Source organism: Labrys sp. LIt4 (assembly GCF_017813775.1).
GTDB classification, from domain to species: Bacteria; Pseudomonadota; Alphaproteobacteria; order Rhizobiales; family Labraceae; genus Labrys; species Labrys okinawensis_A.
Genome location: NZ_JAGIPY010000004.1, coordinates 145,861 through 160,697, shown reverse-complemented (window position 1 = coordinate 160,697; position 14,837 = coordinate 145,861). Strand labels below are relative to the sequence as shown.

General features: G+C 61.2%; 15 protein-coding genes. 7 read left to right on the top strand and 8 right to left on the bottom strand.

The genetic code is table 11. The features are described 5' to 3' along the window. Positions 1-11: 11 nt before the first annotated feature. From J8I29_RS09110 to J8I29_RS09100, 3 genes are all read right to left on the bottom strand, one after another. On the bottom strand, positions 12-656 hold the full coding sequence (locus J8I29_RS09110; protein WP_209431412.1) for a 2-dehydro-3-deoxy-6-phosphogalactonate aldolase: 645 nt from the start codon (positions 654-656) through the stop codon (positions 12-14). Between the two features lie 35 nt (positions 657-691). Next, positions 692-1,564: a 2-dehydro-3-deoxygalactonokinase gene (locus tag J8I29_RS09105; protein WP_181161027.1), complete on the bottom strand. Its 873-nt coding sequence runs from the start codon at positions 1,562-1,564 to the stop codon at positions 692-694. 237 nt (positions 1,565-1,801) lie between these two features. Next, complete coding sequence (locus J8I29_RS09100) at positions 1,802-2,563, bottom strand: SDR family NAD(P)-dependent oxidoreductase (RefSeq protein ID WP_105860931.1); 762 nt, start codon at positions 2,561-2,563, stop codon at positions 1,802-1,804. Positions 2,564-2,786: 223 nt separating this feature from the next. On the opposite strand from J8I29_RS09100, the gene accD reads away from it, so the two are divergent. The 6 genes from accD to J8I29_RS09070 all read left to right on the top strand — a co-directional run bounded on the left by accD (position 2,787) and on the right by J8I29_RS09070 (position 7,385). Continuing rightward, on the top strand, positions 2,787-3,665 hold the full coding sequence (gene accD, locus J8I29_RS09095; RefSeq protein WP_105860930.1) for an acetyl-CoA carboxylase, carboxyltransferase subunit beta: 879 nt from the start codon (positions 2,787-2,789) through the stop codon (positions 3,663-3,665). A 188-nt stretch (positions 3,666-3,853) separates the two neighbouring features. Continuing rightward, positions 3,854-4,396 (top strand): MarR family transcriptional regulator, encoded by a 543-nt coding sequence (locus tag J8I29_RS09090; protein ID WP_105860929.1) that lies wholly within the window; start codon positions 3,854-3,856, stop codon positions 4,394-4,396. Between the two features lie 89 nt (positions 4,397-4,485). Beyond that, on the top strand, positions 4,486-4,896 hold the full coding sequence (locus J8I29_RS09085; protein ID WP_209431411.1) for a hypothetical protein: 411 nt from the start codon (positions 4,486-4,488) through the stop codon (positions 4,894-4,896). A gap of 12 nt (positions 4,897-4,908) precedes the next feature. Beyond that, positions 4,909-5,391, top strand: a complete 483-nt coding sequence (locus J8I29_RS09080; protein ID WP_209431410.1) for a hypothetical protein — start codon at positions 4,909-4,911, stop codon at positions 5,389-5,391. 72 nt (positions 5,392-5,463) lie between these two features. Then, positions 5,464-5,940, top strand: coding sequence for a hypothetical protein (locus J8I29_RS09075; protein ID WP_209431409.1), 477 nt, complete (start codon positions 5,464-5,466; stop codon positions 5,938-5,940). Between the two features lie 113 nt (positions 5,941-6,053). Continuing rightward, positions 6,054-7,385 carry a folylpolyglutamate synthase/dihydrofolate synthase family protein gene (locus J8I29_RS09070; RefSeq protein ID WP_209431408.1) on the top strand — a complete coding sequence of 444 codons (1,332 nt, stop codon included), beginning with the start codon at positions 6,054-6,056 and terminating at the stop codon, positions 7,383-7,385. A gap of 39 nt (positions 7,386-7,424) precedes the next feature. On the opposite strand, the gene J8I29_RS09065 is transcribed toward J8I29_RS09070, so the two are convergent. The 3 genes from J8I29_RS09065 to J8I29_RS09055 form a co-directional block, all read right to left on the bottom strand. Then, positions 7,425-8,474, bottom strand: coding sequence for a serine hydrolase (locus tag J8I29_RS09065; RefSeq protein ID WP_209431407.1), 1,050 nt, complete (start codon positions 8,472-8,474; stop codon positions 7,425-7,427). 46 nt (positions 8,475-8,520) lie between these two features. Next, entirely contained in the window at positions 8,521-9,372 is an 852-nt protein-coding gene (locus tag J8I29_RS09060) for an NlpC/P60 family protein (protein ID WP_209431406.1), read from the bottom strand. Between the two features lie 201 nt (positions 9,373-9,573). Continuing rightward, the gene (locus J8I29_RS09055) at positions 9,574-9,924 is read right to left on the bottom strand and encodes a MarR family transcriptional regulator (RefSeq protein WP_209431405.1); all 351 of its coding nucleotides are present in this window, start codon (positions 9,922-9,924) and stop codon (positions 9,574-9,576) included. Positions 9,925-10,483: 559 nt separating this feature from the next. Between J8I29_RS09055 and J8I29_RS09050 the strand changes: the two genes are divergently transcribed. Then, the gene (locus J8I29_RS09050) at positions 10,484-11,401 is read left to right on the top strand and encodes an FkbM family methyltransferase (RefSeq protein WP_209431404.1); all 918 of its coding nucleotides are present in this window, start codon (positions 10,484-10,486) and stop codon (positions 11,399-11,401) included. 941 nt (positions 11,402-12,342) lie between these two features. On the opposite strand, the gene J8I29_RS09045 is transcribed toward J8I29_RS09050, so the two are convergent. Together J8I29_RS09045 and J8I29_RS09040 are read right to left on the bottom strand one after the other, a co-directional pair. Continuing rightward, positions 12,343-13,149: an ABC transporter gene (locus J8I29_RS09045; protein ID WP_209431403.1), complete on the bottom strand. Its 807-nt coding sequence runs from the start codon at positions 13,147-13,149 to the stop codon at positions 12,343-12,345. Positions 13,150-13,386: 237 nt separating this feature from the next. Beyond that, complete coding sequence (locus tag J8I29_RS09040; protein WP_209431402.1) at positions 13,387-14,805, bottom strand: amidase family protein; 1,419 nt, start codon at positions 14,803-14,805, stop codon at positions 13,387-13,389. Positions 14,806-14,837: the final 32 nt, after the last annotated feature.

Sequence of the window (14,837 nt, the reverse complement as noted above, 5' to 3'; positions counted from 1 at the left end):
ACGGGAGAGGTTCAGGCCGTGCGCTCGCCGTTGAGCGCCCGGATCGCGGCCGTGAGGGCAGCTGCGCGCTCGCCGACTTCGGCGGCGCCGCGGCCGGCGGCATAGAGGTCCGAACCCACGCCGAAACCGTCGACGCCGACGGCGAGATAGGGCGGAATGGTCTGGGGCGAGACGCCGCCGACCACCAGCAGCTTGGTGCTGCGCGGCAGCACGGCGCGCATGGCCTTGACGGCTGCCGGCGAAGCCATCTCGGCCGGGAACAGCTTCAACGCGTCGGCTCCCGCATCCAACGCGGCGAAAGCCTCTGTCGGTGTGAAGAAGCCAGGAAGGGACAGCAGGCCGCGCGCCTTGCTGGCCCGGATCACCTCGACATTGGTGTTGGGCGAGACGATTACCGTGCCGCCCGCCTCGGCGACCCCGGCGACATCCTCGACGGTGAGCACGGTGCCCGCACCCACCAAGGCGCGCCCTGCGAGGCTGCGGGCGAGTAGGCCGATGGAGGTGAGGGGATCGGGCGAGTTGAGCGGCACTTCCAGGATACGGATGCCGGCGGCGACGATCGCCTCGGCGATGGCTTCCACCTCATCCGGCTTGACCCCGCGCAGAATGGCGACCAGCGGCATCTGCGCCAGGGCGGAGGCGAGTGTGAGGCTCATGGTTTGTCCTTGTCGTTGGTTCAGGAGGCCGGCTATCAGCGAGCCGCGGCCAGGGTGGAAAGACCATCGAGGAAAGCACGTTCGGGCGCGATGATCTCGATGGCGCTGCCGCGGGCTCTCAGCGCCGAAACATAGCGCTTGGCCAGCACGCCGTCAGCGACCAGAGTCACGAGATGGTCGGCGCCATAGCGCTTGAAGGCGCCCTCGATCTCGGCATTGATCAGCAGGCCGGAGAGATAGGGGCCAACTTTCTCGCCGCTCATCTCTCCGGCGAGCACGCGGGTACGGGCCTGGAACAGGCGGTTCAGCAGGCCACGCTCGTCGGTGGCCGCCTCCAGGCCGTCGTCGAAGCCGGTGAGATCCTCGGGCTCGGCGGCGAGGCGGGCGAGCAGGCTGTGCTGGCGATAGAGGGCATAGGTCTCGCCGGTCATGAAAGTGGCAAAGCCGGTGATGACGCCGTCCTCCACCCGCGCCCATTTGGAGTGGGTGCCGGGCAGGCAGACCAGGCCGTTGCGGACATCGGTGCCGAAGATCAGCGTTTCCTCGCCGCGCATCACATCCGGACCCGTTTCATCGTGTGCGATCACACCGGGAACGATCGAAATCCGGTCGTCGATCCGCAGCAGCGCCTCGGCCAGGCTCTTGGGCGAAGCGGGACAGGGAGCATAGGCAGCCTCCGCCCAGCCATTGCGGGCGCCGACCATGCCGGCCATCAGCACCGGAGCATCGGGGCTCGCCTTCATCCAGGCGCCGCAATGGCGCTCCAGCACGCCCGCGAAACCCCCGGCCGGGACGGTCGACATGCCGTCCTCCGCCGAGACGCGGTCGAGCACCTTGCCGGCACTATCGAGGCGATAGGCCCGGAAACGGCTGGTACCCCAATCCACGGCAATGAGTTCAGAAGTCATGCTGGTCCAATCCGGTTGAGCGCCAGGTGGCGAAATGCAGTTCATCTGAGCCGAAAGCACTCCGATTTGTCATGGCCGGGCTCGACCCGGCAATCCCGCCCCCACCAGGTGAGGGCATGATAGAGGGATAGCCGGGTCAGGCCCGGCCATGACAAAGGTCGTGCAAACTCGGCTGACGCACAGGCGAACCGCATTGCGCTTACATGCGCGTCCACCGGCCGCCGCGCAAGTCTCGGCTCAATGCCAGCCACCATCCACGATGATCTGCTGGTTGGTCATGCCCGAGGATTGCTCCGAGGCGAGGAAGAGCACCGCCTTGGCGATGTCGTCGGGCACCAGCTTGCGCTTGAGCACCTGGTTGCGCGCGATCGCTTCCTCGCCCGCCTCGTCGACCCAGAGCGCGAGCTGGCGTTCCGTCATGATCCAGCCGGGAATGACGCAATTGACGCGGATATTGTCCTTGCCGAATTCACGGGCCAGCACGCGGGTCAAGCCGTAGGCCGCCGATTTGGCGGTGGCATAGGCGCTCAGATCCTCCGAGCCCATCAGCCAGGAACCGGAACCGAGATTGACGATGGTGCCGCCGCCGGCGGCGATCATGTCGGGGATCGCGGCCTGGGCGGCGAAGAAGGCGTGCTTGAGGTTGACGGCGATACGGTCGTCGAAATAGTCCGGCGTCACCTCGAAGAATTTGTGGCGCTGGTCATGGGCGGCATTGTTGACCAGCACGGTGACCGGGCCGAGCGTGGCGCTGATATCGGCGATGGCGTCCTTCAAGGCCTCGATGTCAGTGATGTCGGCCTTTTTGAACAGGACGGTGGCGCCGCCTTGGTTGAGTTCGTCCGCCAGCGCCTGGGACGGCTTTTCGGCAATATCGATGAAGCCTACCTTGGCGCCCTGGTCGGCGAACAGCCTGACGGTGGCGGCGCCGATGCCCTGCCCGCCGCCGGTGATGACGACAGTGCGGCCTTTCAAATCTGGATAAATGGCATTCGCCATCCCTGGGACTCCCTGATGCTTCTCGGTCTGAACGTGGATTCGTCCTACATATTGCGCGGTTCGCGTGCGCCGTCCAGCGCATGTCGAAAGTCACGGCCCCGGTGCAGAGGCGGTCTTGCGCCGGGGACGCTGACAAAGGCGTTTGGAACGGTTAAGTAGGGCATCAATGATAGATCTGCAGCCCCGGCGCCCCAGGCCGGGCGCCCGTGCTCAAAGGTATCCCATGAACTGGATCGCCAACGTTGTTCCGCCACGCATCAAGGACTTCTTCTCGCGTCGCGACACGCCCGAGAATCTCTGGATCAAGGATCCCGAGACGGGACAGATGGTCTTTCACAAGGACCTGGAGCAGAACAACTACGTCATTCCAGCCTCGAATTATCACATGCGCATGACGGCGACGCAGCGTCTCAAGCTGATGTTCGACGATGGCAAGTGGGAAGACATCGCGCTTCCCGAGGTCGTACCCGATCCGCTCAAGTTCAAGGACGAGAAGCGCTATGTCGACCGCCTGAAGGATGCCCGCACCAAGACCGGCATGCAGGATGCGGTGAAGCTCGGCGCCGGTACGATCGACGGCCTGCCGGCCGTGATTGCCGTGCAGGATTTCGACTTCATGGGTGGCTCGCTCGGCATGGCGGCGGGCGAGGCGGTGGTCAAGGGCCTGCTCACGGCGGCCGACCGCGGCGTCCCCTTCATCATGTTCGCCTCGTCCGGCGGCGCCCGCATGCAGGAAGGCATTCTGTCTCTCATGCAGATGGCGCGCGCCACGGTGGCGATCCAGCGTTTCCGGGAAACCAAGAAGCCCTATATCGTGGTGCTGACCAACCCGACCACCGGCGGCGTCACCGCCTCCTATGCCATGCTCGGCGACGTGCAGCTGGCCGAGCCCGGCGCCCTGATCGGCTTCGCCGGCCCGCGCGTCATCGAACAGACCATCCGCGAAAAACTGCCCGAGGGCTTCCAGCGCTCCGAATATCTCCAGGAGCACGGCATGGTCGACATGGTCGTGCACCGCAACGAGATGAAAGCCACGGTGGCGCGCATCTGCCGCCTGCTGACCAAAACCCCGCCCAAGGAGATCCCGGCGGAAGCCGCCTGATCTTCCAGGAAGGCCAAGCCTTTCCTCAGGCGCGTTTCCGGGTGCACGGCATCTTGCCCGTGCCCTGGACATGCGGCGTTTGCAGGATCGGAAGAACGGGCAAGATGCCCGTGCACCCGGAGCAGGTTGCTGGATTGACTCCCTCGCCCATGACTGTTATTTCTGTTTTTACAGAAATAGGATAAATCATGCGCCTGCTCGACTACCCCGAAGCCAAGACCTTCGTGCTCCATTGGGGCGAGATGGGCACCTATTGGGGGGTCAACCGCTCGGTGGCGCAGGTGCATGCGCTGCTCTATCTGTCCGACAGGCCTGTCGACGCGGAAACCATCGTCGGGGAACTCGGCCTCGCCCGCTCCAACGTTTCCACAGCCCTCAAGGAATTGCAGGGCTACAACATCGTCCGCCGCGTGCATGTCGAGGGTGACCGGCGCGATCATTTCGTCGCGGAGACCGATCTTTGGGAGATGCTGATGCGCATCGCCATCGAACGCAAGCGGCGCGAGATCGACCCTACCATCCAATTGCTCGGCGAGCTTTCGCAAAAGCTGCAGCGCGACGGCAACGCCCCCGCCCATATCCGCGAGCGCGTGACACGCCTGCACGAATTCATGTCCACCCTGAGCGGCTGGTACGAGCAGGTCCGTGTCCTGCCCAAGCCGACGCTGGTCACGCTGATGAAACTGGGCGGCAAGGTCGCCCGCTTCATTCCCGGAAGAGCCAAGGAGTAGATCGGCAAGACGGGAAACCGGCTCCAATTCTTGTTCGCCATAATATTTCTGAAAATTCAGAAATAACGGATATAACGATAGGAAACGACATGACCGAGATCGTCTACCTGCTCTACCTCGTCATCACCATCGGCATCACCGTCTGGGTGGCGCGCACCTTGTCGCGCAGCGGGCTGGTCTTCCTGATCCAATGCTTCGGCCAGAACGAGACCCTGGCCCGTTCCACCAATCACCTGCTGATCGTCGGCTTCTATCTGGTCAATATTGGCTTCATCACCCTGACCCTCAGCCTGGGCGATGAACCGACCACCGTCACCGGCGCGATGCGCTTCCTGAGCGGCAAGGTGGGCCTCGCCGTGCTGGTGCTCGGCGCCATGCATTTCTTCAACATGGGCGCGATCGCCCAGTTCGGCCGCAAGGTGAATGGCTGGCTCGGAGAAGCACAGCGGCCGGCTGCTCGGGCTGCGCCGTCCGCCGCCGAAGCGGCACCCCTGCCTTGAAAGGAGGCGGCGATGCGCCACAGACCCGAGCAGAACCGCTATGGCGGGGTAAGTCTTGGGTGCTTTGCCGCAGGTCCGCTGGCGTTCATCGTCTTCGTGGTCCTGGGGTCCGATAATCTCAGGGAACTGGCCTTTACGCCGGAGGCCCGGTCCACCTTGACGTTCTTGGTATTGCTCGCCTTCGTTGTCGGACCCCTCACTGCGTTCCCATTCGCATTGCTCGGAACCACGGCACTGATGGAACTAGGCCAGCGCCATGCGCTCGTTCGCCGGCCGCTCGTCTGGACGGTGACAGGAGCGGTGATGGCAGGGGTTCCCGCCTTCATCGCGGCCGGAGAGGAGCCGGCCCTTTATCTGGCTCTCGCCTTTGCCTGCGCAGTCGTCGCGCGCATCTCCGCCGGGGCGTCGAATGGCAGGAGCCGCGAGAAATCCCGCTTGGGCAGCAAGGGGCGTGGCTGGCTTGGAGCCAAGCGGGCCGAGGTCGGCGGCCAATGATGAAACAATGCCTGCTCCACAACGGGCAGATCCGAGATCCCCATTGCAGTCTGATCGGAAAGGATGGTCGCCATGCTTGCCGCACTTGTCCTCCTCTGCCTGGTTTGCGCCGCCATCTTCCTGCTGAAGCGCCCTGGTAGCAGGCGCCCCTACTTCCCCGGTATCGCGCTCGGCGCGGTTGCCGCGGGCCCCGCTTTCCTCCTCGGATTGGGCCTGGGCGCATTGAGCTGGCGGCCCGAACGGACCGTTCCGCTCGATTTCGATCCGGATCTGCTGCCGGCCTTGATGGGGTTGATGCTGGCCGCCGTCATCGTCGGCGGCATCATTGCCGTCCCGCTCGCCATGCTGGGAGCGATGGCGCTGTCGGGACTCGGCCAGGACAATATCGGGCTGCGTCACCCGGCATTCTGGGCGTTGACGGGGGCGTTCGCTGCCGCAGGCCCCGCTGCCTGTATCGGCGTTGGAGACGCGGTGTTTCTCACCGCCTTCGCGTTTACCGGTGCGGTGGTTGCTTCGATCTGTCGCTGGCGTACCTCCTGGGTGACATAATGGCGTGCGAAAAAAGGGTCTGGCCCGCTGCCGGGGGAAAAGGTAAGGCTGACAATTCGCCATTTCCTCCCGGTTCTATCCGAACCAGGTCAATTCGAGGCCCTACCGCCGTCATGACGCAGTCCGACGCCTATCTCTCCCGCTTCATGGCGCTGCATCCGAAAAAGATCGATCTCTCGCTCGACCGGATCGAGAGGCTGCTGGCCAAGCTCGGCCATCCCGAGCGGCGGGTGCCGCCGGTGATCCATGTCGCCGGCACGAATGGCAAGGGCTCGACCATCGCCTTCCTGCGCGCGGCGCTGGAAGCGGCCGGCTATGGCGTGCATGTCTATACCTCGCCGCACCTCGTGCATTTCCACGAGCGCATCCGCCTGGCCCGGCCCACGGGGGAAGCCGGTGGCGGCACGCTGGTGAGCGAGGACAAGCTCATCGAGGCTTTCGAAGCCTGCGAGCAGGCCAATGACGGCGCGCCGATCACCTTCTTCGAAATCACCACGGCGGCCGCCTTCAAGCTCTTCGCCGAGAATCCGGCCGATGTTCTCTTGCTGGAGGTGGGGCTGGGGGGGCGCATGGACACCACCAACGTCATCGACAAGCCGCTCCTCAGCGTGATCACCTCGATCTCGCATGACCATGCCGATTTTCTCGGCAACGATATCGAGGGCATCGCCCGCGAGAAGGCCGGCATCCTCAAGCGCGGTGCGCCGGGCGTGATCTATCCGCAGATCGACGCTGTCAGGGCCGTGATCGAGAGCGTGGCGGCCAAAGTCGGCGCACCGCTGGTGATCGGCGGCCAGGATTTCGACATACATGAAGAGAACGGCCGCCTGGTCTACCAGGACGAGCGGGGCCTGCTCGATCTGCCCTTGCCGCGTCTTGCCGGGCGGCACCAGCATCGCAATGCCGGTCTTGCCATCGCCGCGCTGCGCAACCAGGGCTTGTTCACCGTCGAGGACGCCCATTTCGAAAAGGCGATGCAGGCGGTGGAATGGCCCGCCCGCCTGCAGCGCATCGCCCAGGGTGCCATTCCGGCCCTGCTGCCGGTGGGCTCCGAGATCTGGCTCGACGGCAGCCACAATGTCGATGGCGGCCGCGTGCTGGCCGAGGCCCTCGCCGAGCTGGAGGAGCGCCATTCCCGGCCCTTGGTGCTGGTGACGGGCATGCTGACCACCAAGGATTCCGACGGCTTTCTGCACAATTTCGCCGGCCTCGCCCGCGAGGTGCACACGGTGCCGATCGAGCACAGCGCGGCCGCCCGTTCACCCGAGGCCGTGGCCGAAGCCGCCCGCCAGGCCGGGCTCGCCGCCCGCGCCCATGGCAGCCTTCGGGCCGCCCTCGAGGCGATTGCCAGCGAAGCCTTCCCTGTGGCGCCCCGCGTGGTGCTCACCGGCTCGCTCTATCTCGCCGGCGAGATCCTGGCCTTCAACGGCACGACCCCGAAATAGATTCGATGGTGCTTTGCTGCCGAGAGGTGCGCCTGGGGCTCAGTTCCTGTCGGCATTGGCGAGGATGATCTCGCGCCAGATGCGGGTCGGGGTCACCCAGGCGTCGGCTGCGTTGTATTTGCCCGAATAGATCACGGCGGCGATGCCGGCGTCGGGCATCAGCCACAGCCGTTGGCCGCCATTGCCGAATCCGGCGATCCAGGGATGCTCGCCGCCGGGCAGGGCGCTCGTCATCGCCGCACCGATGAACCACAGCCGGCCATAGGCCAGCCCGTCGCCGGTTGGTATGACCGGCTTGAAGGAAGCCTCGATCCAGTCCTGCGATACGACCCTGCTGCCGTTCCAGAGGCCTTTGGCGAGGAGGAGCTCGCCGATCCGCAGCAGGTCGGAAGCGCGCAAGCGCAGGCCCGAGGCGGCCGAGGCGACGCCGTCGTCACCGCAAATCCATTCGAAGCTGCCAATGCCGAGCGGATCGAACAACGCTTCCCTGGCGAATTCAGGCAGGGTCTTGCCGGTTCCCCGCCGGATCAGCTCGCCGACCAGGGCTACGCTGCCGCCGGAATAGATCCAGCGCGTGCCGGGTTCCGCGACCACGGGTCGGTCGAGGACGAAGCGGTAGCGATCCAGCGCCCTTTCCATGGCGATCTCGCTGTTCAGCGGATCGGTATAGGGCCGCTCCTCGTCCCATTCGAGGCCGAGCGTCATGGTGAGGGCATGCTCGATCCGCAGCTTTTGCCGATCGGGTGCGGCAAGCAGGTCGGGATATTCCGGAAAATGCGGCAGCAAGGGTGCGTCCGGCGGCGGCACCAGCTTGCGATCGAGAGCGACGCCATAGAGCAGGCCGACGACGCTCTTGGTGACCGAGCGCAGATCGTGCAGCGTCTCCGGCCCGAAAGCGACCTCCCCGAGCGGCCGCCCCCAACTTTCGTCCAGCCCGGCCTGGTAATGTTCGAGAACGATGCGGCCGGCATGGCTGGCGAGGACCGCATGCAGGTCGCGCAGGAGGCCGGAGGCGATGCCTGCGGCGAGCTTGCCCGACATGGTCAGCCTGCCGTTGATGGTTCTTGGCGGAACGTCCGTCGAGCTCATGGCGGCTGGTTTCCTCTTCCCGAAGTTGCGAGCGTCCCGCCCCGATTCAGTCCGGTCTGACGATGCTGCGCAAGGGGCTGCCCGCCGCAGCGATGCGCGCGACGCCTTCGGCCAGGCCCTCGACCATCACGGTCATGGTATGGCCGGTGGCGTGGATCATGGTCTCGCCGTCGCGGACCATGGCGACATGGCCCTTCCAGAACAGGAGGTCGCCGCGCCGCATCTGCGAGAGGGGGCCGGCGGGGTCGAGCCTTACGCCCGGCAGCTCGCGTTCCTGCATGTCGCTGTCGCGCGGGCAGGCCAAACCACAGGCATGGCGTGCCGTCTGCACCAGCGCCGAACAATCGAGGCCGAGGCTCGATTTGCCGCCCCACAGATAGGGCACGCCGAGGAAACGCTCGGCGACCGCGACCGGATCGCTGTCATTGACGTCGATGGGCCTGGCATGGGCGGCGAAGACGAAGCCCCAATCCGCGAGGCGGAGGAATTGCCCTTCGCTGGCGGCCGCGCAAAGCGCGGAACCATGGCTCAGCGCCAGCATCACCGGTGCCTTGATCGACGGCACGGGGTAGACGAAGCTGCGCAGCGCGCTGATGCGATGGGTAGCCGGGCGCGGGGCCGCCAGCGCATTGGCGGACAGCCAACCGACATAACCGTCCCGGCCGGCCTGGCCCCAAGCCCAGCCCTCCATCTCGTCATAGACGGTGAAGGTCTCGCCGAAGAGCAGTTCGGTATCGATGGAGGCGGAAAAATCCGGTTCGGGCCGCAGCGGCACCGCCGTCTCGATCACGCGGCGTTCGCTGCCCTGGACATAGCGCGGCGCGGCGACGATGCCGCGCAGCGAGGCGGCGGCGAGATCCGGCCGGGCCGGGGTGATGCGACGGTCATGGGCAGTCAAAGAGGTCGGTCCTTGAATTGGGGTATGTCTTCAATGGAACAGCTCGGCGGGGGCTGCAAGCTCTTCGCCGCGGCTCCTCGGTTGTCTCAGATCGGATAGGGCCGAATTGGAGGGCCGACGCCTTGCCCCCAAGCCGTCTCGCGCCGGGCAAAAACGCGGATCACCATCATTCGACCCGGCACGCCGGGCGGGCCGCCTCCTTCACCGCGGCAGGTCCCGGCCGAGAGCAACCAGAATATCACCCAGTTTCTCGACATAGAGCGCGCCGTCCACCGTGCGCTGGATGATGACATTGCGCCGGTCGAACTCGTCGCGTCGCCGCGCGGTGAGCTTGAGCTTGGCAAGGCTGTCGAGGGCACGGGTGATCACCGGCTTGGTGACATTGAGCTTGGCTGCGAGACCGCGCACGGTGTGCGGCGGCGCCTCGAGATAGACGGTGAGCAGGATGGCGAGCTGCCGGCTCGACAGATCGGGCTGGGCATCGCGCACCAAAGTCAGCATGACGTCATGCCAGAGCCGCAACGCCTGCGCCGGCCGCATCTCCACCGCCATCGCCCTCTGTGCCTCCCCGCTGCTGGAAATTGGAGGGATCAGGATAGCGGTACAATCACGCAGATTGGGTTAATTCCATGCGAGGGCAGGAGTTGGCTTGAAATTTTATGCCGTTTAAATTCAACGCCGAGACTGTCCTTGGCCTTTAGAAGTACGCCTATCGTCTCCAAAATTAAAGATCCCTCAATAGATATCCTAATCAGGATTAGTAATCAAAATTAAGCCGTTTGAAAATTTATGCCGGCAAGGGAGCTTGTTTGTTTTAAAAGTAAACTAGATGGTATATCAATTCAAAGAATTGCCGTATTGCTCTTTCGAATATATCGATATATTCATCAACGCATTATGCGGTTGCGGGATGCGAGCCTCACGGCGCTCAGGAAAAGCCCATAGGAATTCATAATGCGAAGGAAAGACACGAGTGAATCAGCAGGGTCATGATCAATGCATATTGGAACTATATGCAAAGGAGCATGTATAGCTTTAGAAAGGTGTTATCGAACGGTAATCCAATGATATTCGAGCGTGATCGTGGAACGAGGTAATTGATATGCGTGGGATGTATAGGGACAAAGAGAGCCGGGAATCGATTAGGCAAAGATGGGCAACAGCCGATGTGCCAGGGTATATGCGTGCTGAGGTCGCGCCTTTGGTGCCACTCATCCCTCGTGCTGCAAAGCTCGTGGCATTGGACATTGGGGCAAACAAGGGCTTCTGGTCCAAGGCGTTTTTGAAGAGCTTTCCAGGAGCTGTCAGTCACATCTACATGATTGACCCGAGTCCCGAAAATGTCAGTGAGCTGGAGAACAAAAAAGACAATCTAATATTCTCGCCCGAAGATTTTCGGTTGCTGTCGGCACATAATTTCGCCGCTGGTGCAACTAATGGCGCTGCGACGCTTTATACCAATGAGGATGGCTCCCCGTTAGGATCACTCTATCCTCATAAAGTCAGCGGCCAAGCGGGCGCTAATATGGGAGTTATCCTGGACACGAAGATTTCAACAGCAGTCAAGACGGTAGATGATTTTATTGCTGAGCAAGGCATCTCACATGTCGATATAATGAAGATGGATACAGAGGGGCATGAATTTGACATTCTTACCGGATCTATTCAAGCACTCAAAAATCAAAAAATTGATTGTTTATTTTGGGAATTCGGAATGCATCAGGTTGAAAGCCGGCATTTCTTTATTGATTTCTATGAGTATTTGAATGATCTAAATTATGATCTATATTTTATCAAAAATGGCGCTGCGCAGATAATAAAAAAATATTCATATGCGTATGAAAATTTTACGACCAATTTTAATTTTGCTGCAACTCGTCGATCAGCTGTCCCGGAATGGTTTTCGGAAGAGAAATACCTCTCTGATCATCCAGATGTAAAAGCTTCTGTGGAGGCAAAGACAATACCATCCGGGCTTCATCACTGGCTTCATTATGGTAGAAATGAAGGACGGCGGCTTCGTCGCTAAGCTCGTACCCAACAGCTCTTTGCTTACGGACGATCCAAACCTGGATCGTCCGTAAGCCTAATGGCACTGGATAATTATGGTTTTCCTCTAAACAAACCTGTGTACCCGAAAATTCCAAAGAAATCGAATTCCTCTTTGGGCAGGTCGTCTCGAACGCTTTGATAGGCGCTATATCCACTCAATTCCGGGCAAATTGCGTGGATCGTTGCAGTCGTGAAATAGACAAAATGCTCCCGGAAGTGTCATGCTCGCCAAGTTCTAACAAACGCCCAGTACATGCTCGTAATTGTGGGAATGATTGATAAATACAAATGAAAAACGCTTATCTGCACCTGCGAAGTTTTTAACGAATTGCGTTCCTTCTTCTACAAAAAACTGATGGATTTCTCGATCCGGGACTTGTCTAAGCTTAAATCCGATCTTTGCCTCTGCGACACTCAACGGGTTCAGGTCGCACATCGCTATAGATCTCAACCGTCCGCTATTGAAAATGGCATTCGCCGTTATTGTTGTAGAAAGTCCCTCATAAGTTCCAATTTCAAGAATTTTGTCAGCAAAATATGCAAGCTCATAAAGCTTAAGTGCATCGGCGGGAAATAACCAGCCTTCAATCCCGATATCAATTAAATGATATGTATGCCTATTGCATCGATTAGCCAGGAATGATAGCCGTTGATGAATTTTCCCGGGAAAGGCTAAGTTTTCTTGTACGGCATCCGTAGTCGTAGATCTTCCGCGTTATCTGTAAGATAACTGAAGTTAAATGAGAAATCTTGAAGCATAATGAAACTCTTATTTAATCCATACATGCCATAACTAGGTTGTTTTTCCAAAAATGGCAACCTCCGTGTGTTAGTTGATCGGAGCTCCAGAATTTACTTCACCTTTTGGCGTTTTTCGAATATCGTGAGCCAATTCGGACTTTGTGCCTGTGGTGGCCATCAGCGAGAGGCCAGAACATAATTCCTCAATACTCGCTCGAGAACGAGTCCTCCTACCAAGGAAATGAGCCCGACTGCAATCGTATAGGGCTTGTCCAAAACGAGTTGACCATAGCCTGTATAATAAGCTGAGCGCATCCATTCCACTGTCTGAAGCGCGGGATTATAGGCCAGCATTGAACGATATGGTTCTGGGACCGTATCGGCAACGAAGACGACACCCGATGAGGCCCAGACTCCGATAATGAGCAGAGAATAGCCCGTCATCCACATTGGCACGGCGGCGACGATGACGCTGTTGATCACGCCCATACCACAGCCGAGTAGAATAGCTGCTCCTAAAGCACAGAAAGCTGTAGTAAAATCTTGCGGCACGATAGGAACATCGAAAGTTATTCCGAGAAAAATCATAAATATTATTACGAAAGCTGACGACAGTATTTCAAGAATTGCGCCCGCGATAAGAACGTCAAGCGTTCTCACACCGGGGAGGCTCAATAGCGGCCTGGTTGATACGAGATTCACCATCATGAAGCGAGAAAGGTATGAAAATACCATAAACGGTATCGTGCCAGTAGCAATGAACAAGACAACGCTTTCTCCATAGGGAGCTGCACGCCCTGTGATGGAAAAAATGGCGATAAGAAGCAGGATGTGGGAGATTGGCCAGCCCACCGCCACGATGTATCCAAGGCCGTGCCCGAAAAAACGCGTCCTGATATTTCTGAGAATGACCGCTGCCATGACGCGCCGCTGGCGCTTGAACGCAGCCACTAAGGTCGTAGAGGAAGTGTGAGTCAGATCCACTTTGAAATTCCATCCTGTGGCGGGCGATATAGCCTCTACGACGCTTCCTATATATTAGGCATAGCCGACGAATGATGAAACGGCGCGAAGCCACATTCCAGAGAGGTTGTTCGAACCTTGTGGGGATATGAGTATCATGTTGCTGTCGAGCGTCGCGATAAATTTCCCTTGAAGACGCGATCATCAACCCTGTACCGCTCTTGCCTGCTATGCAGCGGGTAAGAGCGGTACAGGGTATTAACGCGGCTCAATCGGCACCAGCCTGCTCAACCCCAGCAGATCCTCCAGCACCGCTCCTGCACCCAGCAGCGCTGCCTCGCCCCGTGGCCGGCCGATGAGCTGGACGCCCACGGGGCGGCCGTCAGTGGTGAAGCCGGCAGGCAAAGCGAGGGAGGGGCAGGAGGTCATGGTGACGACACTGGCGATCTTGAGCCAGTCGACATAGTTCTCGAACACCGTGCCTTCCACTTCGCGGACCCAGCGCTGCTCGATGGCGAGCGGCGGGGTGCAGGCGGCCGGAGCGATCAGCACGTCATAGCGTGAGAAGAAGGCGGCGATATCGTCATAGAGCCTGCTGCGGCGGAGCATGGCGTCGCCGATCGTATCGGCATCGAGGGAGCGGCCCTTTTCGATGTTCCAGATCACGTCGGGCTTGAGCTCGCTGCGGCGGGTCTCGAGCAGGTCGCGCATGCCGGCGGCGTAGGAGAGGGCGCGCAGCGTCTGGAAGGCTTCCGGCACGCCGGCAAAGTCGGGACAGGCCTCCTCGACGATCGAGCCGGCTTCCTCCAGGCGTCTTGCAGCAGCCTCGGCGATCGCCCGCGCCTCGCGATGCACCGGGGTGACGCCGAGATCGGGCGAGAAGGCGACGCGCCTGGGCGCCTGCCGGCGGCGGGCGCTCTCGCGAAAGCCGACGGCCGGTTCCTCCAGCGACAGCGGGTCCCCGATGTGCCAGCCGGCCATGGCGTCGAGCATCAGGCCGACATCCTCGACCGTGCGCGCCATCGGGCCGTTGACCGGCAGGGTCTCGAACTTGATGCCGTCCGGGCCGCTGGCAACCCGGCCGGGCGAGGGGCGCAGCCCGACCACCGAGCAGAAGCTGGCGGGGGTGCGCAGCGAGCCGCCGAGATCCGAGCCGGTCGCCAGCCAGACCTGCCCGGTGGCGAGTGCTACCGCCGATCCGCCCGAGGAGCCGCCCGCGTTGAGACTGGTGTTCCAGGGGTTGAGGGTATCGCCGAACACGGCATTGAACGTATTGGCGCCGGCGCCGAATTCGGGCGTGTTGCTCTTGCCGATGGTGATGGCGCCGCGAGCCTCCAGGCGCTCGACCATGATGTCGGAACGCTCGGGTATGTGATCCCTGTAGATCTGCGAGCCATAGGTCGTGCGCACGCCGGCGACGTCGTTGAGATCCTTGACGGCGAGCGGCAGGCCGCCGAGCCAGTGCGGGTCTTCGCTGGCCGGGGTGGCCATCAGGCGGCGGGCCTGGTCACGCGCCCGCTCGGGGCAGAGCGTGACCATGGCGTTGACCTTGCCGTCCACCGCCTCGATGCGGGCGAGCGAGGCCTCGACGAGATCGAGCGGGCTGACTTCGCGCCGCTTGAGGCGCTCGACGACCTCGCAGGCGGTGAGGCGAATCAGGTCGTCGGCATTGCTCATGGCACAAGTTCCCGAAGGGCTGGACTGGCTTT